Below are 24,013 nucleotides of genomic sequence, written 5' to 3'. Positions count from 1 at the left end.
GCCCGCGCGCCCGTACGCGGGCGGCCCCCGCACCGGCGCGCCGGTGCGGGGGCACGCAGGGACCCCCGGCACCCGCGTGCCGAGCCGGGCGGTACGGGCGGGTGGCTGACGCCCTCGCGCCGGCCGGGCGGGTACGGTCCGGTGCCGCTCGGGCCCTGGCCGCCGCCCCGGCCGGGCGGCGGGCGTGCCGTCGCGTGGCCGGGTCGGCGGGGCGGGGCGGATACGGGACCGGGGAGCCGGGGCCGGGTACCGGAGCCCGGTCGCGACCGGAGAGCCGGGGCCGAGGCCCATGCGGCACCGGAGCCCCGGCCCTCGGGCCCCGGTTCGGGGGCCCAAGGCCGGGAGCCGGTTCGGGACCCGAGGGCCGGGACCCGGTCCGGGGCGTCAGGGCGGGGGCGTCAGGACGGGGGCGTCAGGACGCCTTCGCGCCCGCCGCTCCGGTCAGCTCCCCACTCCCTTCGCGCCCGCCGCCCGTCGCGCCCCGCACGTCCTACGCGTCCTTCTCGCCCGCCGCGTCCGTCGCGACCTTCGCGTCCGTCGCAACCTCCGGCCCCCCGGCGCCCTCCGGGCTGCCCGGGTCGGTCGCCCCCTCCGGGGACGCGGTCGGCGCGGGCACCTCGGCCGCGACCACCGCCGCCAGGTCCGTCGGCCGGGTCAGCGGCAGCTCGCCCGACTCGATCTCCGCCGTGAAGTGGCACGCCACCTTGTGCCCCTCGCCCGCGTCCACCAGCTCCGGCCGCTCCGCCGCGCACCGCGCCTGCGCCCACGGGCAGCGGGTGTGGAAGCGGCACCCGGTCGGCGGGTTCGCCGGGGACGGCAGGTCCCCGTGGAGCAGGATGCGCTCGCGCCGGTCCTCCACCTCCGGGTCCGGCACCGGCACCGCCGACATCAGCGCCCTGGTGTACGGGTGCTTCGGCGCCGCGTACAGCGCGTCGCTCGGCGCCTCCTCCACCAGGGAGCCCAGGTACATCACGCCGATGACGTCCGAGATGTGCCGGACGACGGCCAGGTCGTGGGCGATCACCAGATAGGTGAGGCCGAGCTGCTCCTGGAGCTCCTCCAGCAGGTTGACGACCTGCGCCTGGATCGACACGTCCAGCGCCGACACCGGCTCGTCGCAGATGATGACGTCCGGCTCCAGCACCAGGGCGCGGGCGATGCCGATGCGCTGGCGCTGGCCGCCGGAGAACTCGTGCGGGTAGCGCGACAGCGCGTTGGCCGGCAGGCCGACCCGCTGGAGGATCGCCTTGATCTTCTCGCGCCGCTCCTCCTGGGTGGCCCCGATGCCGTGCGCGAGCATCCCCTCGGAGAGGATCGACTCGATGTTCTGGCGCGGGTTCAGGCTGCCCAGCGGGTCCTGGAACACCATCTGGAGGCGGCGCCGGAACCTCCGCATCTCCTCCTCGGGCAGCTTCGCCAGGTCGGTGCCGTCGAAGACGACCTCGCCGTCCGTGACGTCGACCAGCCGCAGCACGGCCCGGCCCAGCGTCGTCTTGCCGCACCCGGACTCGCCGACGAGGCCGTACGTCTGGCCGGCCTCGACCTTCAGCGAGACGCCGTCGACGGCGTAGACGTGACCGACCGTGCGGTCGAAGAGGAGACCCCTCTTGACGGGGAAGTGGACCTTCACCCCGTCCAGTTCGAGCAGGCTCATGCCGGTACCTCCTCGGCCGGTGCGTCGGGCAGCACGGGGTTGACGCAGCGCACCCGGTGGCCCTCGGTGCGCGGCTCGGTCAGCGGGGGCGTGCCGGTGAGGCACTCCAGGGTGTAGTGGTCGCAGCGGGGCGCGAAGGCGCAGCCGTCCGCCCAGGCGATCTTGTCGTTGATGGAGCCGCGGATGGGGTTCAGCGGCTCACCGCGCGGGGCGTCCAGACGGGGGATGGAGCCGAGGAGGCCGTGCGCGTACGGGTGCGTGGGGTGGGCGAACAGTTCGCGGCGGCCCGCGGACTCCACCGCCTTCCCCGCGTACAGCACGTTCACCTCGTCGCAGAGCCCGGCGACGACCCCCAGATCGTGGGTGATCATCAGCAGGGCGGTGCCCTCCTGGTCCACGAGCTCCTTCAGCAGCTCCAGGATCTGCGCCTGGATCGTCACGTCGAGCGCCGTCGTGGGCTCGTCGGCGATGAGCAGGCGCGGGGCGCACGCCACCGCCATGGCGATGAGGGCGCGCTGCCGCATGCCGCCCGAGAGCTGGTGCGGGTACTCCTTGAGGCGCCGCGCCGGGTCGGGGATGCCCACCCGGTCGAGGAGGTGCGCGGCCTCCTTGCGGGCGGGCTCGCCCTTCAGGCCGCGGTGCCGCTGGAGGATCTCGGTGACCTGCACGCCGATCGGGATGACCGGGTTCAGCGAGGACAGCGGGTCCTGGAAGATCATCGCGAGCTTGCTGCCGCGCATGTCGCGCAGCTTCCGCGGGCTCATGGAGAGCAGGTCCTCGCCGTCGAACACGGCGCGCCCGCCGACGGTGACGCCCTTGGCCGGGAGCAGACCCATCAGGGCGAGGGAGGTCACGGACTTGCCGCAGCCGGACTCGCCGACCAGGCCGACGACCTGGCCCTGGTCGACGGTGAAGGAGACGCCGTCGACCGCCGTGGAGGGCTTGCGCCCGCGTCCGCCGAAGGTGACGGTCAGTTCGTCAACTGTGAGCAGTGGCATGGCAGTTCAGCCTCGCAGCTTCGGGTCGAGGGCTTCGCGCATGGCCTCGCCGAGCAGGGTGAAGCCGAGGGCGGTGATGATGATCCCGACCGCCGGGTAGACGGCCATCATCGGCGCGTTGTCGAAGAACCGCTGCGCCTGGGCGAGCATGACGCCCCACTCCGGCACGGCCGGGTCCGGGTTGCCGAGGCCGAGGTACGACAGGGCGGCGGCCTCGATGATCGCGGTGGCGAGGCTGAGGGTCGCCTGGACGATCACGGGGCTGAGCGAGTTCGGCAGGATCTGGGTCAGCACGATCCGCCGGCGCCGTACGCCGAGGGCCTTGGCCGCCAGGACGTAGTCCGAGCCGCCCTGGGCGAGCATCGAGCCGCGCAGCAGCCGCGCGAAGATCGGGATCTGGACGACGCCGACGGCGATCATCACGGTCGTCAGGGACTGGCCCATGACCGCCGCGATGGAGACGGCGAGCAGCAGCGACGGCAGCGACAGCAGGATGTCGATGAAGCGCATGACGACCGTGTCGATCCGCGCCCCGGCCCTGCCGCCGAGGGTGGCGGCGGCGCCGGACAGCATGCCGATCAGGGCGCCGACGACCAGGCCGATGAGCATGGAGACGACGCCGACGAGGAGCGTCTGGCGGGCGCCGACCAGCATCCGGGAGAACAGGTCCCGGCCGAGGTGGTCGAGGCCGAACCAGTTCTCGCCGCGGGCGCCGACGAACTGGCCCTGGTTGGCGAAGACCTCGCCGCGCCAGGTCTGCGCGGTCGGGGCGTGCGGCGCGAGCCACGGGCCGACGATCGCGACGACGACGAAGACGGCGATGATCGCGGCGCCGATGACGGCCATCTTGCTGGCCTTGAGGCGGCGCAGCGCCTCGCGCCACAGGCTGGCGCCGGTCGTCGTCTCGTTCGCCTGGGTGAGCTGCGCGAGGCGGTCGATCTTGTCTGTCTTGGTGGACACGTCAGTTCACCCGCACTCTCGGGTCGATGAGGCTGTACGCCAGGTCCACCAGCAGGTTGATGACGACGTACACCATCGCGATGAACATGATGAAGCCGACGAGCACCGGGTAGTCGCGGGCGTCGATCGCGTCCTTGATGAAGGAGCCGATGCCGCCGAAGCTGAAGACGGACTCGGTGAGGACCGCGCCCGACAGGAGGGAGCCGGTGAGCAGGCCGATCGCGGTGACCACGGGCAGCAGGGCGTTGCGCAGCACGTGGCGGACGCGGACGGTGTTCTTCTCCAGGCCCTTGGACTCGGCGGTGCGGACGTAGTCCTCGCCGAGGACCTCCAGGACGCTGGCGCGGGTCATCCGGACGATGACGGCGAGCGGGATGGAGGCGAGGGTGATGGCCGGCAGCGCGAGGTGGTGCAGCGCGTCCAGGGTGGCGTCGAACTCGCCGGTGAGGATGCCGTCGAGGACGGCGAAGCCGGTGACGTCGGTGGCGTCGAGGCCGGTGGTGAGCCGTCCGTAGCTGGGGAAGAGGCCCAGGTTGACGGCGAAGAAGCCCTTCAGGATGAGGGCGAGGAAGAAGACCGGGACGCAGATGCCGACGAGCGAGCCGGAGACGGCGGCCACGTCGAGCCAGCCGCCGCGCCGCTTGGCGGCGAGGTAGCCGAGCGGGATGCCGACGACGACGGCGATGAGCATCGCCATGACGCTCAGCTCCACGGTGGCCGGGAAGCGCAGGGCGAACTCGTCCCACACGGGCTGCCCGGTCTTGGTCGAGGTCCCCAGGTCGAGCTCGAAGATGCGCTTGAGGAAGCGGCCGTACTGCACCCAGACCGGCTGGTCGAGGCCGAGTGCGCGGTTGATGCGGGCCACTTCGGTCGGTGTGGCCCGTTCGCCCAGGATCGCCGAGGCGGGTCCGCCGGGCAGCCGGTTCAGCCAGAGGAAGAGGAGAACCGACAGGCCGAGCAGGGTGGGTATCAGCTGTAGCAGTCTTCGTACGACGAGTCGCAGCACCCCGCATGCCCCTTTCTTACGTGTACGCCGGACGTCTCACGTGGACGCCGGGAAGTCCTGCGCGGACGCGGGAAGGTCCTGCGCGGACGCCGGGAAGTCCTCCGTGGACGCCGGAAGCCTTGGGTGGACGCCGAAGCGGGCCCGCCCGGCCACGCGATGCCGTGGCCGGGCGGGACCCCGCTTGCGGGCGCGATTACTTGAAGGAGACCTCGGCGAAGTTCTCCTGCGTCAGCGGGGAGACCTTCGGCGGGTTGACGTCCTTGCCGAACGCGATGGCCGGCGGGGACGAGGAGATGGGGAGACCCGGCAGGTACTCCATGATCGCCTCGTTGGCCTTCTTGTAGGCGTCCACGCGCTGGGCGGGGTCACCGATCTTCGAGCCGGCGTTCACCGTGTCGAAGATCTTCTGCTCCTTGAAGCCCCACTGCTTGTCGTACTTGGCGAACCAGGTGCCGATGAAGTTGTAGCCGTCGTTGAAGTCACCGGTCCAGCCGAGCATGTGCAGGGCGCAGGCGCCCGCCTCGGTGGCGTCCAGGTAGTCCGGGGCCCACTTCATGGGCTTCGGGGTGACGGTGATGCCGGCCTTCTCCAGGTCGGCCTTCATCAGCTCGAACATGTCCTGCGGGGCCGGCATGTAGGGCCGGGTGACCTCGGTCGGGTAGCAGAACTCGAGCTTCAGCTTGGACTCGCCGGCGGCGGCGAGGAGCTGCTTGGCCTTGTTCGTGTCGTGCGCGTACGTCTTGACCTTGTCGGACCAGCCGGCGACCGTGTCGGGCATGAACTGGGTCGCGACCTTGCCGCCCTCGGGGAGCTGGGTCTTGACGATGTTCTCGCGGTCGATGGCGTGCGCGATGGCCTGGCGGACCTCGGGCTTCTTCAGCGCCGGGTTCTTCTCCTGGGTCATGCCCACGTAGAAGAGGTTGAAGACGTCACGGGTCGGGACGTTGAAGCCGCCCTTCTCCAGGGTCTTCACGTCCGCGGGGGACACCAGGTCGTAGCCGTCGACGTCGCCGGCCTGCAGGGCCTGGCGGCGGCCCTCCTCGGTGGCGATGGTGCGGAAGACCAGGTTCTTCACCTTGGCCTTGTCGCCCCAGTAGTCGTCGAAGCGCTCAAGGGTGATCTCCTTGTTGCCCTTGTTCCACTTGACGATCCGGTACGGGCCGGTGCCGGCGACCGTGCCGGCCTCCTGGCTGTACTTGGGGTAGGAGATGGCCTCGCCCTTGCCGGTCGCGGCCTGCTTCTCGTACTCCTTGAGGGCCTTCGGCGAGTGGATCGCCAGCGCCTGGAGGGAGAAGCCGCCGGGCAGGTTGGCGGAGGGCTCGTGGACCTCGATGACGGCGGTGTTCTCGTCCTTGGCGGTGCAGGACTTGTAGTTCGCCTTGGGGGCCTCCGCGTCCTCGTTCTTCGCGAAGCCGCCCATGATCTTCTGCCAGTAGTACGAGACCGCGCTCGACTGGTAGGTGCCCTTCCAGTTGAACCAGTGGTCGTAGTTGGCGCAGACGGCGGCCGCGTTGAACGCCTCCCCGTCGTGGAACGTGACCCCCTTGCGGAGGTTGAACGTCCACACCGTGCCTGCCGGGTTGCCGCTCCACGACTCGGCGAGGCCGCCGACGAGCTTGCTGCCGCCCGACTCGTGCTCCAGCAGGGCCTCGAAGGCCTGGCGGGTGACGCGGAACGTCTCGCCGTCGCTGGCGAGGGCCGGGTCGAGCGAGCCGGGGTCACCGGCGCCGGCGAACACGAACGTGTCCTTGTCGCCGCCCTTGCCGCCGTCCTTGCCGCGTTCGCTGGCGCAGCCCGTCGCGATCATTCCGACGGCGAGCGCCGCGGTGACCGCCCGGACCGCACGGGACTTGAATATTCGCATGGGCCACCCCTGGTTTGGCCTAGTGAATGAGGTCTTGACCGGCCGAACACTACCGACGGGCGGCATCCCGGAGAACAGTCCGGATAGCGGTGATACCTAGTCGAGACCCGGACAGTCACCAAACCGGGTTCATCCCGGACAAGCCCGCTTGCGGCGGTTAACACGCCCGACATACAGGGGAGTTCGAAAGGGACTTTTCGCCGGGCCGTTTCCGTGCCGGTTCGGTTCCGCTCGATGCCGGTTTCAGTGCCGTTCGGCGCTTCTCCGTGTTTCTGAGCGCTTCTCGGCGCTTGTCGGCGCTTCTCAGGGCTTGTCGGCGCTTCTCAGCGCCTCTGCGCTTTTCCGAGTGCTTCCGAGTGCTTCCGAGTGCTTCCGGGTACTTCCGCGTGCTTGCGCGTGCTTCGCGGTGCCGCTGCGGCGCCGTCGGCCCTACCGCAGGGGGCCGTACGGGGCGGCGCCCTGCTGCTGCGGGGCGTGGTGGGCCTCGCGGTGGTAGAAGGGCCGGGCGTTGGCGCGCAGCCACAGGCCGACCGGGTCGTACCCGTCGGACATGGCGACGGTCGACACGGGCAGCCCGTCCGGGACGGCGGCGACGGACTGGCCCATCATCGCGCGGACCGCGTCGACGGACGCCTGGCCCGTGTCGTACAGGTCGAGGCCGATGGCGAGGTACGGCGTGCCGAGCGCGGGCTGCACCCACGCGCGGCGCAGGGAGCGCACGGCCGGGGTGCGGTGGGCGTTCTGCGTGAGCAGGGCGTAGAACTGCGGCAGCTCGATGGCGGGCTCGGAGAGGCGCAGCGGCCCCGCGGGCATGCGGTCCAGGCCGGTGGCGATGCGGCGCAGGTCGGCCCAGGGGATGCCGACGCCGCCGCCGGGGGCGTGCGGGTTGAGCCAGACGCCCCACCGGTCGGGGTAGAGGGCGCGGGCCACGTCGCGGACGGCGACGACCTCGTGGGCGCGGGTCCAGCCGGAGGCGGCCAGCTCCTGGGCGGAGGTGACGCACGGGGCGTACCCGAGCCCCTCGACCTCCATGTTCCCGTACTGGGCGTCGGGTGAGCCGGCCTGACCGTGCCAGAGCAGCATCCAGACGTGGCCCTCGGCGAGGGTGTGCAGCAGCGCCTCGTACGCGTCGTAGCGGCCGGGCGTGACCTGCCGCAGCATGTGCTCGACCTGACCGGCCGCCGCGGTGCCTTGCGCGCTCACCTGATCCCGCCCCTCGTTCGCAGACTTCCGGATCCAGCTTAAGGGCGGGCCGCTCAGGCGCCGTGTTCGCGGCGGTAGAAGGGGCGCACCTTTTCGAGCATCCAGTCCCCGACGGGGTCCTGGGCGATGTCGAGGAGGACCAGGTTGACCGGCCACGGCACGGGGACGGCGCCGAGCGCGCGGCCGAGCGCCTCCATGGGCGCGCTGCGGGCGCTCTCCTCCCAGGAGGCGAGCTGGACGCCGACGAAGAGGACGGGCGGGTCGCCCTCGATGCTGGCGAGGGCGCGGCGGGCGGTGAGGACCGTGCCGGCCGCCTCGAACTCGGCGCCTGCGGCGGAGAGGAAGTCCACCGGGTCGTCCTGCCAGTCGGGCTCGAACAGCCGGACGCGGGCGCCGGACGGGGCGGGGGCGGCGGGCCGGCCGGGGGCGGCCGGGTCGGGGGCGGGCCCGGTGAGCGGGTCGCGGCCGGCGCGGCACAGCTCGGCGACGGCGGGCGGCGGCAGGGGCGCGCCGACGGTGCCGCCGGGGTTGAGGGCGAGGCCGAGCTGCGGCGGCAGGCCGCGCGCGAACTCGACCGCGGGGGCCACGGCGTACGCCATGTGGGCGCCGGCGCAGGCGCGGAACTGGCTCTCGGAGGTGAACACCGGGACGTACGGCAGGCCGTCGCACTCCAGTGTGGGCAGGTCGAGGCCGGGCGCGCCGGGGCCGGCGCCCTCGGCGGAGCCGCCCCTGGGCAGGGGCACCCAGACCTGGCTGCGGCCGAGCACCTCGACGATGCGGGCGCCGGCGGCGCTCTGCCCGAGGGAGGCGGAGAGGACCTCCTCCATCTCGTTGGACGGCCAGGCGGTGTCGACGATGGCTGCGGTGTCCACGGTGTCCTTCCCCGTACTCCCAACACGACGCCCAGCACCCTAGCGCCCGGGGGCCGTCCCGTGGTCGTCGCGGGCGACGGCGAGGGGCGCGGGCGGGCCGGGGGCGCCCGGAAGGGCCGCGGCCACGCCGAACGGGCGGGCCGCCGGCCGGGGCGCCCGGAAGGCGCGACCGCGGCGAGCGGCCGGGAGGAGCGGCGGACCGGGGCGTCCGGGCGGCGCCCGCCCGCCGGGCCGCTCGGGCCGCCCGCCCGGCCGGTCAGCTGAAGGTGACGCGGGTGAGGGCGGTGGCCGCGGGGCGGTCGAGCAGGGTCGCCGAGGCGCAGCCGGGCGGGAGGGCGCCGTGCTCGGCGTCGCGCAGGAGGCGGCCGACGGCTCTGCGGTGCCGGGCGAAGGCGTACGCGGAGACGCCCCTGCCCCGCCGCCGCTGGCCGTCGCGGGCCGTCTCGGGGTCCACGTCGAGGAGCAGCAGGTGCAGGGCCCCGCCCCGGCGGCGGGCCTCGCGGGCGAGCCAGCGGCGCACCCAGGACTGCGTGCCGCAGTCGTGGACGACGACGCCCCGGCCGTCGCGCAGCCGGGCGCGCAGGCCGGCGTAGTGGGCGGCCCGCACGAGGGGCCGGTAGAGGGCGTACGGCAGGAGCCGCGGCACCCGCGCCTCCCAGCGCTCGCGGGCGTCCTGCGAGTCGACGGCCCGGTCGGGCGCGACGCGCCGGATGAGCGTGGACTTGCCGCTGCCCGGCAGGCCGGAGACGACGACGACGTCGGCCTCGGCGAAGGACAGCTCGCGCGGGACGCGCCCCTCACGGTCGCGCAGGTCGCGCAGGGCCACGGCGGCGGTCGTGCGGACGGGCAGCGCCGGCGGCGCCGGCACCCCCGCGGTCGTGGCGTACGCACCGGACCGCTGCAACGTCATGTGCCCCTCCCGAGCTCGGCTCCGCCCGGAGCCTGCCCAAGAAGTGTAAAGAACCGGTAATGGAGCACAAGCGATTTGCCGACAAGCCGAGGGTTTGCCGATCGGGGCCCTCGTGCGATGATGTGCGCGCCGACAACCTCATACAGGCCGCTCGAATCCGTGCGGGAGAGTTCCGGGCCGTGCCGGCCCGGACGCCGAAGGAGCAAGTTCCTCCCTTGAATCTCTCAGGCCCCGCACCGCACGTGATGAGGCAGATCTGAAAAGCGAGCCGCTCCCCGCACCGCCGGGGGACGCTCCACCCAAGGTGCAAGCCGCGTCCCGCGAGGGTTCACGGCGAACCTCTCAGGTTCCGATGACAGATGGGGAGGATCGTCCTCGCCACCCATGCCCCGGACCTGGGAGCCCTTTCATGAGCACTACCCCCCGCCGTACGGCCCTCGACGCACTGCATCGCTCGCTGGGCGCGACCATGACCGACTTCGCCGGCTGGGACATGCCGCTGCGCTACGGCAGCGAGCGCGACGAGCACGTCGCCGTCCGCACCGCCGCCGGCCTGTTCGACCTCTCCCACATGGGTGAGATCACCGTGACCGGCGCCCAGGCCGCCGCCCTCCTCGACTTCGCCCTGGTCGGCAACATCGGCGGCGTCGGCGTGGGCCGGGCCCGCTACACCATGATCTGCCGCGAGGACGGCGGCATCCTCGACGACCTCATCGTGTACCGGCTCGCCGAGCAGGAGTACATGGTCGTCGCCAACGCCTCCAACGCGCAGGTGGTGCTGGACGCGCTGAACGAGCGCGCCGCCGGCTTCGACGCCGAGGTCCGCGACGACCGGGACGCCTACGCGCTGATCGCCGTGCAGGGCCCCGAGTCCCCCGGCATCCTGAAGTCGCTCACCGACGCCGACCTGGACGGCCTGAAGTACTACGCGGGCCTGCCGGGCACGGTCGCCGGCGTCCCGGCGCTGATCGCCCGCACCGGCTACACCGGTGAGGACGGCTTCGAGCTGTTCACGGCGCCCGAGCACGCCGAGACCCTGTGGAAGGCGCTGACCGAGGCGGGCCAGGGCGCCGGGCTGATCCCGTGCGGCCTGTCCTGCCGGGACACGCTGCGCCTGGAGGCGGGCATGCCGCTGTACGGGCACGAGCTGACCACGGACCTGACCCCGTTCGACGCGGGTCTCGGCCGGGTCGTGAAGTTCGAGAAGACCGGCGACTTCGTGGGCCGCTCCGCGCTGGAGGCCGCCGCCGAGCGCGCCGCGGCCGCGCCGCCGCGCAAGCTGGTCGGCCTGGTCGCCGAGGGCCGCCGTGTGCCGCGCGCCGGGATGGCCGTCGTCGCGGGCGGCGAGGTGGTCGGCGAGGTCACCTCCGGCGCCCCCTCCCCCACGCTCGGCAAGCCGATCGCCATGGCGTACGTGGACGCGGCGCACGCCGAGCCGGGCGCGCCGGGCGTGGGCGTCGACATCCGTGGTACCCACGAGCCGTACGAGGTCGTGGCGCTGCCCTTCTACAAGCGGCGGAAGTGACACGCTCGCGAGCAGGCCGCTCACGGCGCGGGGCACCGATCCCGCCCACCCCCTCCCCGTTCACCAGCACTCTCGCCCGTACAGGAGAATTCGAGTCATGAGCAACCCCCAGCAGCTGCGCTACAGCAAGGAGCACGAGTGGCTGTCGGCCGCCGAGGACGGCGTGTCGACGGTCGGCATCACGGAACACGCGGCGAACGCCCTCGGCGACGTCGTGTACGTCCAGCTCCCGGAAGCCGGCTCCACCGTCACCGCGGGCGAGACCTGCGGTGAGCTGGAGTCCACCAAGTCGGTCAGCGACCTCTACTCGCCGGTCACCGGTGAGGTCGTCGAGGCCAACCAGGCGGTCGTGGACGACCCCTCCCTGGTGAACACCGCGCCGTTCGAGGGCGGCTGGCTGTTCAAGGTGCGCGTGACGGAGGCGCCGGAGGACCTGCTCTCCGCCGACGAGTACACCGAGTTCGCCGGCTGACCAGCCCGACACCCACACCCCTAGGGACCGCGTGATGTCGCTTCTGAACACCCCTCTCCACGAGCTGGACCCGGACGTCGCCGCCGCCGTCGACGCCGAGCTCCGCCGCCAGCAGAACACCCTGGAGATGATCGCCTCGGAGAACTTCGCTCCGGTCGCGGTCATGGAGGCCCAGGGCTCCGTCCTCACCAACAAGTACGCCGAGGGCTACCCCGGCCGCCGCTACTACGGCGGCTGCGAGCACGTCGACGTGGTCGAGCAGATCGCCATCGACCGCATCAAGGAGCTCTTCGGCGCCGAGCACGCCAACGTGCAGCCGCACTCCGGTGCCCAGGCCAACGCCGCGGCGATGTTCGCCCTGCTCAAGCCGGGCGACACGATCATGGGTCTGAACCTCGCCCACGGCGGGCACCTGACCCACGGCATGAAGATCAACTTCTCCGGCAAGCTCTACAACGTCGTCGCCTACCACGTCGACGACGCCACGGGCCAGGTCGACATGGCCGAGGTCGAGCGCCTCGCCAAGGAGTCCAAGCCGAAGCTGATCGTCGCCGGCTGGTCCGCGTACCCGCGGCAGCTGGACTTCGCCGCCTTCCGCCGGATCGCGGACGAGGTCGGCGCGTACCTGATGGTCGACATGGCCCACTTCGCGGGCCTCGTCGCGGCCGGGCTCCACCCGAACCCGGTGCCGCACGCCCACGTGGTCACCACCACGACGCACAAGACGCTGGGCGGCCCGCGCGGCGGTGTCATCCTGTCGACCGCCGAGCTGGCCAAGAAGATCAACTCCGCGGTCTTCCCCGGCCAGCAGGGCGGCCCGCTGGAGCACGTCATCGCGGCGAAGGCGGTCTCGTTCAAGGTCGCGGCGAGCGAGGAGTTCAAGGAGCGCCAGCAGCGCACCCTGGACGGCGCGCGGATCATCGCCGAGCGCCTGGTCCGCGACGACGTCACCGAGGCGGGCGTCTCCGTCCTCTCCGGCGGCACGGACGTGCACCTGGTCCTGGTCGACCTGCGCAACAGCGAGCTCGACGGCCAGCAGGCCGAGGACCGCCTCCACGGGATCGGCATCACCGTCAACCGGAACGCCATCCCGAACGACCCGCGGCCCCCGATGGTCACCTCCGGCCTGCGCATCGGCACCCCGGCGCTGGCCACGCGCGGCTTCCAGGCGGAGGACTTCGCCGAGGTCGCCGACATCATCGCCGAGGCGCTGAAGCCGTCGTACGACGCCGACGCGCTGAAGGCCCGGGTGACGGCCCTGGCCGACAGGCACCCGCTGTACCCCGGCCTGTAGGACCCCGCCCCCGCGCCCCGGCGGCGTGGGGAAGGTCACCGGCCACACCGCGGGGCACCGCGCCACACTGGAAGACGAGTGGGTGCGGTGCCCCGCACCATGTCCGCCCGGTCCCCGGTCCCCGGGCCCCCTCCCCCTCCCCCTCCCTCTCCCCCAGCCCCTGCACCACCCCCCATCGGCAGACAGCGGCGTCTACCACCTAGGAGTACTCCCGTGGCCATCTCGGTCTTCGACCTGTTCTCGGTCGGCATCGGCCCGTCCAGCTCCCACACGGTCGGCCCCATGCGGGCGGCCCGGATGTTCGCGCGCCGCCTGAAGAACGAGGGCCTCCTCGCCTCCACCACGGCGGTCCGCTGCGAGCTGTACGGCTCCCTGGGCGCGACCGGCCACGGCCACGGCACCCCCAAGGCCGTCCTGCTCGGCCTGGAGGGCGACTCGCCCCGCACCGTCGACGTGGAGACGGCCGACGACAGGGTCCAGCGGATCAAGGACAGCGGGCGGATCAACCTGCTCGGCGTTCACGAGATCGGCTTCGACTTCGACACCGACCTGGTGCTGCACCGCCGCAAGGCGCTCCCCTACCACGCCAACGGCATGACCGTGTGGGCGTACGGCGAGAACGGCGAGACGCTGCTGGAGAAGACGTACTACTCGGTCGGCGGCGGGTTCGTCGTGGACGAGGACGCCGTCGGCGAGGACCGGATCAAGCTGGACGACACGGTCCTGAAGTACCCCTTCCGCACCGGCGACGAGCTGCTGCGCCTCACCCGCGAGACCGGCCTGTCGATCTCCGCGCTGATGCTGGAGAACGAGAAGGCGTGGCGCACCGAGGCGGAGATCCGCGCGGGCCTGCTGGAGATCTGGCGCGTCATGCGCGAGTGCGTCGACCGGGGCATGTCCCGCGAGGGCATCCTGCCCGGCGGCCTCAAGGTCCGCCGCCGCGCCGCCACGACCGCCCGCAAGCTGCGCTCCGAGGGCGACCCGCAGGCCCTGGCCATGGAGTGGATCACCCTGTACGCCATGGCGGTCAACGAGGAGAACGCCGCCGGCGGCCGGGTCGTCACCGCCCCGACCAACGGCGCGGCCGGCATCATCCCGGCGGTGCTGCACTACTACATGAACTTCGTGCCGGGCGCCGACGAGGACGGCGTCGTGCGCTTCCTCCTCGCGGCGGGCGCAGTCGGCATGCTGTTCAAGGAGAACGCCTCCATCTCCGGCGCCGAGGTCGGCTGCCAGGGCGAGGTCGGCTCCGCCTGCTCCATGGCGGCGGGCGCCCTCGCCGAGGTCCTGGGCGGCTCCCCGGAGCAGGTGGAGAACGCCGCCGAGATCGGCATGGAGCACAACCTGGGCCTGACCTGCGACCCGGTGGGCGGCCTGGTCCAGATCCCCTGCATCGAGCGCAACGGCATGGCCGCGGTGAAGGCCGTCACGGCGGCCCGCATGGCCATGCGCGGCGACGGCAGCCACAAGGTCTCCCTCGACAAGGTCATCAAGACCATGAAGGAGACGGGCGCGGACATGTCCGTCAAGTACAAGGAGACGGCGCGAGGCGGCCTCGCGGTCAACATCATCGAGTGCTGACCTCGGGGGCCCTGGCGGCGCGCTTGTGTGCGAGCGCGCCGCCGGGGTCTTCCCCCGCAGCGGAGGAGTCCCTGGCGCGCTCTCGCCGCCGGCCGCTTGAGCGGGTGGCCCGTGCTACCCACCCGACATTGGACGCCGGGGCCGGGTCGCTCCAAGCCCCACCCCGACATCACATAACAAGAGTCTTGTTAAAGTGGACGCCATGGCAACCTCCCCGGCGCCCGGCGAAGGGCCCGTCCGCCCTGTGTCCGTCTCGCTCCACGAAGGCACCATCGCCGCCCTCAAAGCGCGTACGGGCAAGCGCGGCATGTCCGCCTACGTCGAGGCCCTCATCCAGCGTCAGCTGGAGCGGGACAGACTGCGCGAGCTCATCGAGGACGCGGAAGCCGAGCACGGTCCGGTCGATCAGTCGGCGGTCGACGACAAGCGTGCGATTCTCCGGGGTAACGCCGCGGGTTCGGCGGACGCCGCGTGAGCGGCACGCTCGTTCTGGACTGCGAAGGCATGTCCGGACTCGTACGGCGCTCGCCCGACATCACCGAGTGGCTGGCCGCGGCCGAAGCCGAGGACGTCCGCGTCGTCATCAGCTCCGTCACACTCGTCGAAGCACGCGACCCCAAGGTGAATCAGGCACGCTTCGACTACGCCGTCTCCCGTGTGAACGTCATCCCGCCCACCGAAGCCATCGCCCGCCGCGCCAGCAGGCTGCTCGCCGGAGCGGGGCTGCACGGGCACAAGTACGCCCTCGACGCCATCGTCGCCGCCACCGCTCTCGCCTCACCGGCCCCGGCTACCGTCCTGACTTCGGACCCTGAGGACCTTCTCATGCTCTGCGGCCCCGGTGTCCGCATCGTCAAGGTCTGACGCGGGCCATACGTCGGCCCGGCCCCCTTGCGCTCACTCGGTGAGGAGCCGTGAAGCTTGCGGGAGCCGCTGCCCGTGAGCGACGGGGCGGCGTGCGCGGGCCGGCTGTGCCGAGGGGGCGCCCCGCGTGGTGTGGGGCGCCCCCTTGGGCCTGCTTGGGTCAGGACTTGTTGAGGTGGGTCCAGAACTCGTCCCAGCTCAGGAGGCCGTCGCCGTTGCCGTCCTGGGCATTGATGACCGCCTGGGCGACCGGCTCGGTGACGTGGAAGTCGCCGAGCTGCGCCATGACGCTCTTGTACTCCGCGGCCGTGATGAACCCGTCGCCGTTCACGTCGTAACGGTCGAAAGCCTTGCGCGCAGACTCGATGTCCGCCATCGCTCCACCCCTTCATATGTCTGTACTACGGCCGTAAGAGTAACGGCAGGGGGTCCGGGCGGACGCCGTGGGCCGGGGAGGACGATGGGGGCATGAGCGATGAGGTGGCACGTGTCCTTAAGGCCGCGGCGCGCGGCGACTTCCCGGTGCCGGACGGCACCACGCGGATCGTCCCGCAACCGAGCCCGCGCGACGCCGGGGTGCTGGCCTTCACCGCGCACTCCCTGGTCTTCCTCGACGAGGACCCCGCCTGGATCCGGGGTGAGCTGGCCGCCGCCGGGAGCGACCCGCTCGCCGCCTCCATGAGCCCGCTGTTCCTGGCGTCGCTCATCCGCCGCACCGGGCGCTTCGTGGGCACCGTCGACCTGCTGACCGTGGCGCCCGCCCTCCCCGGTGAGCCGCCCCTGCCGCTGCGCGCGATCGAGGACCCGGAGCACCCGCGGGTGGCGCGGGCGCGGAAGTACCGGGACGACGTGCGGGTGTGGCGGGCGGACGGCGGGGTGCTCGTGCTGGGGCGGGCCGTCGCGGGCCGCTGGGAGGCCGCGGTCGAGGTGGACGAGGACGCGCGGGGCCGGGGGCTGGGCGTACGGCTGGCGCTGGCGGCGCGGCACCTGGTGCCGGACGGGCATGTGTGGGCGCAGCAGTCGCCGGGCAACGCCCGCAGCGTGCGCGCCTTCCAGGCTGCGGGCTACCGGGCGGTGTGCGCCGAGGCGCTGCTGGTCGCCCGCTGAAGGGGGTGGGAGGAGGGGGCGGCCGGGGCCCGGTGGTGGGGGCGGGGTCCGGGTGCTTTGTGGCGGGTGCGGGCCGGGACCTGGGGAAAGGCGCCTGCCGGGCCTGGGGAGGGGTGTCTTCCGGGCCTGGAGAGGGTGTCTTCTGGGCCTGGGGAAAGGTGTCTTCCGGGGCTGGGGAGGAGTGCCTTCCGGGGCTGGGAAGGGGTGCCTTCAGGGGCTGGGGAGGGGGGCCGGGGCTGGGGAGGGGTGGGCCGGGGCACGGGCCCTGGGGGGCGGGTCAGATCCAGCCGTGGCGCTGGGCTATGCCGATCGCGTCGACCAGGGTTCTGGCGTGCAGCTTTCCCACCGCCGACGACAGGCGGTTGCGTACCGTGCCGACGCTGAGGAACAGGTCGGCGGCGATCTCGCGGGCGGTGGCGCCCACCGCGGCCAGCCGGAGCGCCTCCGCCTCCCGCTCCGTCAGCGGGCAGGGCTCGGGCCGTGACGCCCGCATCCGCGGGTCCAGCGCGCGCCCGCCCTCGGCGACGCGGCGGATGGCGTCGGCGGTCTCCTCGGCGGTGGCGCTCTTGAGGAGGTAGCCGCGCGCCCCCGCCCGCAGCGCCCGCTCCAGGTGGCCGGGCCGGTCCAGGGCGGTCAGCATCAGCGGCCGGCAGTCCGGTACGCGGGCGGTGAGCGCGGCGGCGAGGGCGATGCCGTCGGTGCCGCCGGGCAGGTCGATGTCGAGCAGGGCCACGTCGGGGCGGAGCCGGACCGCCTCGGCGAGGGCGCTCTGCGCGTCGGCGGCCTCGCCGACGGCCTCGATGCCGAGGGCGGTGTTCAGGAGCGCCACCAGTCCGGCCCGCACGACGGCGTGGTCGTCGACCACCAGCACCCTGATCATGTGCTTGATTATGGGTGCTCGCGCGCGTGCTCACCGCCGTGCGGCGGCCCTCTCCCCCCGGTCGCCGCGGCGGCGCAGGAGCACCGCGGCGCACCCGGCCGCGTACACGGCGAGCGCGGGCGGCGCGACCGCCACGTGGAGGAATCCGTCCCAGCGTTCGGCGAGCGGCAGGGCGGAGACGACGGCCCCGCAGCCCACCCCGAGGACGAGGGCGGGCGCCACGAGGGCGGCCAGGGTCGCGGCGACGGCGGCGGGCGCGCCGGCGCCCCCCGTGAGCCGGCGGACGGCCCGGGCGACGCCCGCGCCGGGGGCGCGGGCCAGCATCGGCGCGCCGCAGAGCAGTCCGGCGAGGATCACCCACCACCACCAGGGTGTGCCGTGCGTGAGCTGGTCGGTGAGGGTGGTGCCGCGGGCGGTCGCGCCCGAGGACTGCCAGGCCCACGCCCACCACAGGACGAAGAGTGCGGAGTCGGTGAGCGGGCGCGGCGCCCGCGGGACGGTCTCGGTCATGTCACCCCTTGTGAGCGGCGGGGCGGGCCGGGCGTGCGCACGCCCGGCCCGCCCCGGTGTCGGCCGCCGTCCGGCGCCCGGGCCGCGGGGGCCCGGGCGCCGCGGCGGGGGCCGTCGGCCGTGGTTTCGTGCGGCTCAGCACCGCTTCCGAAGATAGCGGTAGGCCCCGTAGAACCCGCCGGCCGCGGTCGAGTAGCTGACCCAGCGGGCCGACGACTTGAACGAGCCCGCCAGGGCGCCGAATCCGGCGTACGTGCCGACGCAGCGGCCCAGGTGCCGCAGGCCGCCGCCGGGGCGGCGGTGCGACGTGTAGCGGCGGGAGCGGTTGATCTGCCGGTGCAGGCGCCGCGTGCTGCTCTGGAAGCGGCGCAGCGAGCGGTAGGCCCGGTAGCCGGTCCGCACCGCCTTGTACGCCTTGCGGCAGTGCTTCCAGCAGGCCCAGCCGACGCGGACGGCGGCGATGGCCAGGGGCACCCACTTGCCGTCCAGGTCGACGTTGTTCACGGGGTCGCCGTAGCCGTACTCGTAGGCGTTGGCGCTGCCGCCGTAGACCGGGTCGCTGGACAGGAAGCGGCCGGTCGCCGGGTTGTAGAGGCGCACGCCCATGAGGGTGAGGCCGGTGAGGGTCTCGGTGGAGCGCTGCTTGGCGCCGAGCCACGCGTAGCGGGCGGTGGCCCGTCCGGGGCGCGGGTTGCCGTACTCGTCGCTGTCCAGGGCGACCGGGGCCGCCTGCGGGCCGAGCGGGAGCCGAAGGGCGATGTCGCCGTGGACGGTGGCCAGTTGGAGCACCGTGCCGCCGGTGGCGGTGGTGGTGGCGGCCAGGTCGCCGCCGAGGGACGGCACGTTGCGGGTGAGGTCGCCCGTGGTGGTGTCCTCGGTGATCCACCGGGGGTTGTCGTCGTCGCCGTCGTAGTGGTTGAGCTTGGACGCGGTCCGCGTCCAGGAGCCGCCGGCGTCGCTCTCCACGGTCCAGGAGCGGAACCGGTGCTCCGGGTCGAGCTCCCACGTCTGCCGCTCGCCGCCGGCGGTCTGCCGGTGGACCAGGTCGTTGGCGTGGTAGGCGACGGTCGTGCCCGGCAGGGCGGTGGTCCGGCCGAACGCGTCGTACGTGTGGCCGGCGGCGATGAGCCGGTCGGCGCTGTCGTACGTGTACGTGGCCGTGGTGCCGCCGCTGGCCGGGCAGTCGCCGCCGGGCTCGCCGGTGACCGAGGTCAGGGAGGTGCGGTTGGAGCGGGCGTCGAAGCCGTAGGAGCGGCGGGTGCACACCAGGTCGACGGTGTCCTCGACGGTGACGAGGCGGCCGGCCCGGTCGTAGCGGAACCTCTGCTCGCTCCAGCCCGCGTGGGTGCTCACCCTGCCGTGCGCGTCGTACGTGACCGCGTCGGTGTAGACGGACAGGCCGTCGCTGTCGCGGGTGTAGGCGCGGCTGACGGCGGAGCCGGTGCTGTCCTCGGTCACCACCAGGGTGTAGCCGCCGGGCAGCTTCTCCGTGGCGAGCGAGCCGTCCGCGTCGTAGGTGGCGCGGAAGGTGCCGGCGACCGAGTCGGTGCGGGCGGTGGCCAGACCGCGCGGTTCGGCGGTGTGGTCGTAGGTGTACGTCACCGTGGACGGGGCCGAGTCGGTCTCCTTGACCTTGCGGTCGAGGAGGTCGTACGCGAAGGTCGTGGTGGCGCCGTCGGCGTCGGAGTACGAGATCAGGCGGCCGAGCTTGTCGTACACCTTGGTGATCGTGCCGCTCGGCGAGGCGATCTCGGTGATCTCGCCGCCGGCCGGGTCGTACGTGGTGGTGGTGGCCGGCACCGCCTGGCCGAGGCCGCCGGTGACGGTCTCGGTGCTCTTGCGGCCGGCCGCGTCGTAGGTGGTGACGGTGGTGCGGGTGACCCCGTTCACCTCGTCGGTGACCTCGGCCGGATTGCCCCAGCGGTCGTACTCGGTGGTGGTGTTGACGAGCTTGGCGGGCTGGCTGCCGCCGCCGGTGATGTCGCCCGCGGGGCCGGTCCAGCACACCAGGTCGGCCCACTCGGGGCGGCCCTTGCACCAGCCGGTGCCGTCGGCGGCCCAGTAGGCGGTGATGCGGCTGGCGGCGTCGTTGCCGGTGCCGCCGGGCAGCACCTGGGAGGTGACGCGGCCCTGGGCGTCGTAGCCGGTGGTCGTGGTGATGTTCTTGCCGCCGGGGTCCTTGATGGTGAGGGTCGGCAGGCCCTTCGCCCAGTCGTACTGGGTCTCCTCCAGGGTCTTCTCGCCCATGACGGCGTAGTGGTCGCGCACCCGCACGCCCTTGACGGACAGGGTGAGCTGGTTCCTGACCTTGGCGGTGCCGTCGGTGGGCCGGCCCTCGTCGTACTCGTTGACGGTCCAGGCGCGGCCGGGCACCGAGGTGCCGGCGGGGACCAGGACGGTGGCGCCGTCCTTGAGGTCCTCGGTGAGGTCGACCCGGTGGAGGGGGCCGAACTCCTCGGTCTTCAGCACGCCGGAGTCGTCGTAGAGGGAGGTGGTGGACAGCAGGTGGGCCCGCTCGGCCGGGGACATCCGGTTGACGCCCAGGTCGGTGAGGGCGGCGCGCTGCTCCTCGGTGGCGCCGAGCGCGAGGGCGCGGTTGCCCGCGGTCAGTTCGCGCACCACGTTGCCGCGGCTGTCGTGCTCGGTGGTGGTGATGTGGCCGCCGGGGCTCGCGGTGTTCACCGTGCGCCCGGAGGCGTTGAGGTAGGTCACCGTGGCACGGCGGTAGTCGCCGGCGGAGAGGGAGGCGCCCGAGTGGGCGGCCGGGACGGAGTCCGCCGGGAAGACGGCGGTCGCGTCGGTCGGGGCGTCGGACTGGCCCCAGGCCCGTACGTCCGAGGCGCCCATGGGGTGCGGGGCGGAGGCGCCGGTGAGGGGCACGCCGTAGACCACGGAGGTGACGGCGGTGCCCTCGACCACGTCGGCCGTGCCCTGCTTGAGGGCCTGCCGGGAGGACTTCAGCAGCATGCCGTCACCGGGCGCGGTGCCCGCGGCGGCGTCGCCGTAGGTGAAGCTGTACGGCAGCCGGCTCTTCTGCTGCAGCCACACGACCCGGCCGCCGTGGTAGGCGTACTGGGTCTGGGTGGCCTGGCTGAGCCGCGGGTCCCACTGCTGGCGCAGGGCGCCGGTGGAGTCGTAGCGGTACTTGGCGACGGCCGTCGCGGTGGCGGCGGCGGCTCCGGGGTCGGTCAGCCAGGCGCGGATCTCGCTGACCTGGCCGGCGTAGTCGCCGAACTCGGCGTCGGTCTGGGTGCCGGTGGCCGTGGTGGTGGTCGCGTAGACGAAGTCCAGGACGCGGCAGCCCTTGGTGGCCGGGCTGGTCTCGCACGCGGCGGTGGTGGCGGCGGAGGTGGGCGCGATGACGCGCTTGGGCCGGGCCAGCTTCTTTCCGTCGACCGTGACCGTCTCGGACACGATCTTGGTGGTGGTGTTGGCGAGGCCGTCCTCCAGGACGCTGGAGACCTGCCAGGTGGTGGCCGCGGCGTCCGGCTTGGCGAAGGTGGTGACCGTGCCCTCGGGGTCGGTGAGGGTGAAGGTGCCGGTCACCCCGCCCTTGAGCGTCAGGTCCTCGGAGCCGGGCTCGGGCACCCAGCCGGTCCTGGCGGCGTTGGCGGTGAAGTGGATGGCGTCGCCCTCCTCCAGCACCACGTCGACGGCGGTGTCGGAGACGCGGCGCAGGTGGCTGTAGTCGCTCTCGGCGACGTCCGCCATGGTGCCGGAGACCCACTCCCTGCCGAAGATCGGCGCCTGGCCCTCCTGGGCGGCGCCCTGGTTGGGCGTGCGGGAGGAGACGCTGCGGGTGACGGACATGCCGAACAGCGACAGGTCGGTCTCGGACAGCGTGTAGTTGCCGGTCAGCAGGTTGAGCGAGCCGGGGCCGACGTCCGTGGTGGAGGCGCCCTCGGCGTTGCGGTCGACGACCGCGGTGAGGGGCGCGGTGCTGCTGGAGGCCCCGCCGGGTCCGGTGAAGTCGGCCTTGATCTGGACGTTGCCGTCGGGGTCGACGGTGTCCGTGGCGTTCCAGACGAGCGGCGCGTTCCTGCCGTTCACCAGCGGCACGGGCCAGGCGCCGAGCGCGGTGCCGCCGGAGGTGACGTGGGCGGGCGGGATCGGCGTCCAGGCGTCGGCCTCGGAGCGCCGCCAGGAGAAGGCGACCCGGTCGTAGGTGCCGGCGGCGGCCTCGGCGACCAGCGGGAGGCGGCGGGCGGTGCGCTCGCCCTCGGCGGGCTGGACGAAGCCGCCGGAGCCCGCGTGGAAGACGTAGGTGCGCGCCTCGGACTTGTTGTCGGCCTTGTCGACGGCCCGGACCTGGAGGGTGTGGGTGCCGTTCTTCGGCGGGGTGACGGAGATCGCCTTGGGCGTGCTCGCGCCGCCGGTGGCGACCTTGGTCCAGGTGACGCCGTCGAGGGACCACTCGAGCCAGTGGTGGTCGGCACCGGGCGGGGTGACGGTGAACGTGCCGGGCTGGCCCTCGCCCTTCACCCACTGGCCGGCCGGGTAGTCGGTGGAGGTGACCGCCGTGGGCGCGGAGGGCGCCTTGGTGTCGACGGTGAACAGCCGCCAGGCGGACCAGCCGGTGTTGTAGTGCGTCCCGTCGTAGGGGGAGGTGCGGAACTTGTACGTCCTGCCCTCGGTGAGCACCCCGGCGGGCACGGTCACGGACGCGGCCTGCCCGGAGGCGACGTACTTGGAGACGATGACGTCGCCGACCTGGGTGTCGGTGGCGTTGTCGAAGATCTGGAACGTGCCGTTGACCTTGTCGCCGTCGGCGTCCGTGAAGGTGTCGCGGAGCGTCGGGGTGAGGGTGTTGGCGACGTAGGTGCCGCTGTACGAGAAGAACGGCGGGCCGGCCTCCTGCTTGGTGCCGGTCTTGGGCCGGAAGTTGTAGTTCACCACCAGCTTCGGCGGGTTGGACGCGGCGTTCCCGGAGCGGACCTGCTTCCACTGGGTGGTGGAGGCCGACGGGGCGCGCAGGCCCATGTGGGAGCGGGTGTTCTTCGCGGACGCCCACTTCTGGACGAGGCTCGTCACGTCGGCGTTGATCCAGCCGTCGCCGCCGCAGTTGTCGCGGCCCTTGGTCTCGGTGGAGCTCGCGTACTGCTGGACCCAGGCCGGCTGGGTGCCCCACCGGGTGGAGGTGGAGGGGGCGCCGGTCTCCCAGACGGTCCAGGAGGCGCCGGTGCAGTCGGTGTTGCCGGAGTGGGTGTTGTAGAGGCTGAGCTTGGCGCCGGAGACGAGGGCGTCCCGGACGGGCGTGGTGTCCCAGGTGAGGAAGGAGCGGGCGTAGCGGCTGGAGCCGTCGGGGTTGGTGGTGCCCGGGTTGCCGAGCCAGAGCTCGGTGCCGGTCGACTTGTCGGTGGTCTCGCCCTCCTGGACGTACGTGTCGAAGACGTTGCCGAGGGCGGAGGTGGACGGGTCGACGGTGACCGGGTACCGGGTGGCCGGGTCGGCGAGGTACTTCGCGTCCGGGGTGACCACCAGGTTGACGGTGGAGCCCTTCTGCTCGACCTTCATGGCGACCGGGACCTGGCGGGTGTGCTCGCCGGAGACGGGGTCGACGGTGGCGTCCCACATGACCGGGGCGGGCATGACGGCCCGCCTGGTGTTCTTCCGGTCGGTGAACAGGACGCTGCCGTCGGCCTGCGGCTTGGCGGTCAGGCCCTTGGCCTTCAGCGGCAGGGTGTACGAGTAGCCCTCGGCGGGCCGCCGGTTGATGCGGACGTACTGCTCGAAGCCGGTGCGGGTGGCCTCGACGATCACGTCGGCGCCGGGCAGGGCGTCCCGGTAGGTGGCGCGGGTGCCGTCCAGGGCGGGGGCGGGCAGGCCGCCCTTCCACTGGAGGGTGATCTGCTCGTCGCCCTCGCCGAGGGTGACCAGGTCGCGCGGGGCGGCGGAGCGAGCGCCGGCGAGGCTGCGCGGCAGGGCGCCGCCCTTGCCGCCGAGGCGGAGTCCGTGGGGGTGGGCCTTGGCCGCGACCGCGCCGCCGGCCTGCCGGAGGGTGACGTCGACGTCGGTCCACTCGCCGTCGCGCTCGAAGCGCACGGGTCCGGCGGCCAGTTCGGTGGTGAGGGTGCCGTCCTTGTTCACCCAGGTGGTGGAGGTCTCGGTGCGCTCGGACAGCGCTTCGACGCGCTTGCCGTACAGCTTGGCGGCGACCTTGGCGGAGGCGATGTCGTCGGCGGCGTCCGGCCCCTTGGGACGCGCGGCGGGCGCCTCGGGGGTCTGCGCGGCGGGGCGGTTGACGGCGACGGCGGTGCCGCTGCCCGAGACGAGCAGGCCGGTCTCGACGGCCAGCGCCATCGCGGCGACGACG

The 24,013-nt window shown here is 73.0% G+C and carries 19 protein-coding genes and 1 riboswitch; of the genes, 7 read left to right on the top strand and 12 right to left on the bottom strand.

Going from position 1 to position 24,013, the window contains the following annotated elements:
- Nucleotides 1-490 precede the first annotated feature (490 nt).
- The 8 genes from CP974_RS21830 to CP974_RS21795 all read right to left on the bottom strand — a co-directional run bounded on the left by CP974_RS21830 (nucleotide 491) and on the right by CP974_RS21795 (nucleotide 9,467).
- Nucleotides 491-1,654: an ABC transporter ATP-binding protein gene (locus tag CP974_RS21830; protein ID WP_031130966.1), complete on the bottom strand. Its 1,164-nt coding sequence runs from the start codon at nucleotides 1,652-1,654 to the stop codon at nucleotides 491-493.
- Nucleotides 1,651-2,652, bottom strand: a complete 1,002-nt coding sequence (locus tag CP974_RS21825; RefSeq protein ID WP_031130964.1) for an ABC transporter ATP-binding protein — start codon at nucleotides 2,650-2,652, stop codon at nucleotides 1,651-1,653. The genes CP974_RS21830 and CP974_RS21825 overlap by 4 nt, the downstream gene beginning before the upstream one ends.
- Nucleotides 2,653-2,658: 6 nt before the next feature.
- Nucleotides 2,659-3,612, bottom strand: coding sequence for an ABC transporter permease (locus tag CP974_RS21820; RefSeq protein ID WP_031130963.1), 954 nt, complete (start codon nucleotides 3,610-3,612; stop codon nucleotides 2,659-2,661).
- 1 nt (nucleotide 3,613) lies between these two features.
- On the bottom strand, nucleotides 3,614-4,618 hold the full coding sequence (locus tag CP974_RS21815) for an ABC transporter permease (protein WP_031130961.1): 1,005 nt from the start codon (nucleotides 4,616-4,618) through the stop codon (nucleotides 3,614-3,616).
- 193 nt (nucleotides 4,619-4,811) lie between these two features.
- Nucleotides 4,812-6,482: an ABC transporter substrate-binding protein gene (locus CP974_RS21810; protein WP_031130959.1), complete on the bottom strand. Its 1,671-nt coding sequence runs from the start codon at nucleotides 6,480-6,482 to the stop codon at nucleotides 4,812-4,814.
- A gap of 429 nt (nucleotides 6,483-6,911) precedes the next feature.
- Complete coding sequence (locus CP974_RS21805) at nucleotides 6,912-7,685, bottom strand: enhanced serine sensitivity protein SseB C-terminal domain-containing protein (protein WP_031130958.1); 774 nt, start codon at nucleotides 7,683-7,685, stop codon at nucleotides 6,912-6,914.
- Nucleotides 7,686-7,738: 53 nt separating this feature from the next.
- Nucleotides 7,739-8,512 (bottom strand): enhanced serine sensitivity protein SseB, encoded by a 774-nt coding sequence (locus tag CP974_RS21800; RefSeq protein WP_150485902.1) that lies wholly within the window; start codon nucleotides 8,510-8,512, stop codon nucleotides 7,739-7,741.
- A gap of 301 nt (nucleotides 8,513-8,813) precedes the next feature.
- Nucleotides 8,814-9,467 carry an AAA family ATPase gene (locus CP974_RS21795; protein WP_031135225.1) on the bottom strand — a complete coding sequence of 218 codons (654 nt, stop codon included), beginning with the start codon at nucleotides 9,465-9,467 and terminating at the stop codon, nucleotides 8,814-8,816.
- Between the two features lie 152 nt (nucleotides 9,468-9,619).
- Nucleotides 9,620-9,716: riboswitch (glycine riboswitch) on the top strand.
- Between the two features lie 160 nt (nucleotides 9,717-9,876).
- Here CP974_RS21795 and gcvT point away from each other — a divergent pair.
- From gcvT to CP974_RS21765, 6 genes are all read left to right on the top strand, one after another.
- Nucleotides 9,877-10,992, top strand: a complete 1,116-nt coding sequence (gene gcvT, locus CP974_RS21790) for a glycine cleavage system aminomethyltransferase GcvT (RefSeq protein WP_031135227.1) — start codon at nucleotides 9,877-9,879, stop codon at nucleotides 10,990-10,992.
- 97 nt (nucleotides 10,993-11,089) lie between these two features.
- Complete coding sequence (gcvH, locus tag CP974_RS21785) at nucleotides 11,090-11,464, top strand: glycine cleavage system protein GcvH (protein WP_031135229.1); 375 nt, start codon at nucleotides 11,090-11,092, stop codon at nucleotides 11,462-11,464.
- A 34-nt stretch (nucleotides 11,465-11,498) separates the two neighbouring features.
- Nucleotides 11,499-12,758 carry a serine hydroxymethyltransferase gene (gene glyA / locus CP974_RS21780; RefSeq protein ID WP_031135231.1) on the top strand — a complete coding sequence of 420 codons (1,260 nt, stop codon included), beginning with the start codon at nucleotides 11,499-11,501 and terminating at the stop codon, nucleotides 12,756-12,758.
- Between the two features lie 213 nt (nucleotides 12,759-12,971).
- Nucleotides 12,972-14,339: an L-serine ammonia-lyase gene (locus CP974_RS21775; protein ID WP_031135233.1), complete on the top strand. Its 1,368-nt coding sequence runs from the start codon at nucleotides 12,972-12,974 to the stop codon at nucleotides 14,337-14,339.
- Between the two features lie 202 nt (nucleotides 14,340-14,541).
- Nucleotides 14,542-14,814 (top strand): hypothetical protein, encoded by a 273-nt coding sequence (locus tag CP974_RS21770; RefSeq protein WP_031135235.1) that lies wholly within the window; start codon nucleotides 14,542-14,544, stop codon nucleotides 14,812-14,814.
- The gene (locus CP974_RS21765) at nucleotides 14,811-15,203 is read left to right on the top strand and encodes a type II toxin-antitoxin system VapC family toxin (RefSeq protein WP_031135237.1); all 393 of its coding nucleotides are present in this window, start codon (nucleotides 14,811-14,813) and stop codon (nucleotides 15,201-15,203) included. Before CP974_RS21770 ends, CP974_RS21765 begins: the two co-directional genes overlap by 4 nt.
- 160 nt (nucleotides 15,204-15,363) lie before the next feature.
- On the opposite strand, the gene CP974_RS21760 is transcribed toward CP974_RS21765, so the two are convergent.
- Nucleotides 15,364-15,579, bottom strand: coding sequence for an EF-hand domain-containing protein (locus CP974_RS21760; RefSeq protein ID WP_031135239.1), 216 nt, complete (start codon nucleotides 15,577-15,579; stop codon nucleotides 15,364-15,366).
- 92 nt (nucleotides 15,580-15,671) lie between these two features.
- Between CP974_RS21760 and CP974_RS21755 the strand changes: the two genes are divergently transcribed.
- Nucleotides 15,672-16,310: a GNAT family protein gene (locus CP974_RS21755; RefSeq protein WP_031135241.1), complete on the top strand. Its 639-nt coding sequence runs from the start codon at nucleotides 15,672-15,674 to the stop codon at nucleotides 16,308-16,310.
- Between the two features lie 277 nt (nucleotides 16,311-16,587).
- On the opposite strand, the gene CP974_RS21750 is transcribed toward CP974_RS21755, so the two are convergent.
- The 3 genes from CP974_RS21750 to CP974_RS21740 form a co-directional block, all read right to left on the bottom strand.
- Entirely contained in the window at nucleotides 16,588-17,190 is a 603-nt protein-coding gene (locus CP974_RS21750; RefSeq protein WP_031137297.1) for a response regulator transcription factor, read from the bottom strand.
- 30 nt (nucleotides 17,191-17,220) lie between these two features.
- The gene (locus CP974_RS21745) at nucleotides 17,221-17,700 is read right to left on the bottom strand and encodes a hypothetical protein (RefSeq protein WP_031137299.1); all 480 of its coding nucleotides are present in this window, start codon (nucleotides 17,698-17,700) and stop codon (nucleotides 17,221-17,223) included.
- 135 nt (nucleotides 17,701-17,835) lie between these two features.
- Nucleotides 17,836-24,000, bottom strand: coding sequence for a DNRLRE domain-containing protein (locus CP974_RS21740; protein WP_373276739.1), 6,165 nt, complete (start codon nucleotides 23,998-24,000; stop codon nucleotides 17,836-17,838).
- Nucleotides 24,001-24,013 lie beyond the last annotated feature (13 nt).

The sequence above is a fragment of the Streptomyces fradiae ATCC 10745 = DSM 40063 genome (assembly GCF_008704425.1).
Lineage (GTDB): Bacteria > Actinomycetota > Actinomycetes > Streptomycetales > Streptomycetaceae > Streptomyces > Streptomyces fradiae.
This window is presented reverse-complemented; position numbering and strand designations above follow the sequence as displayed.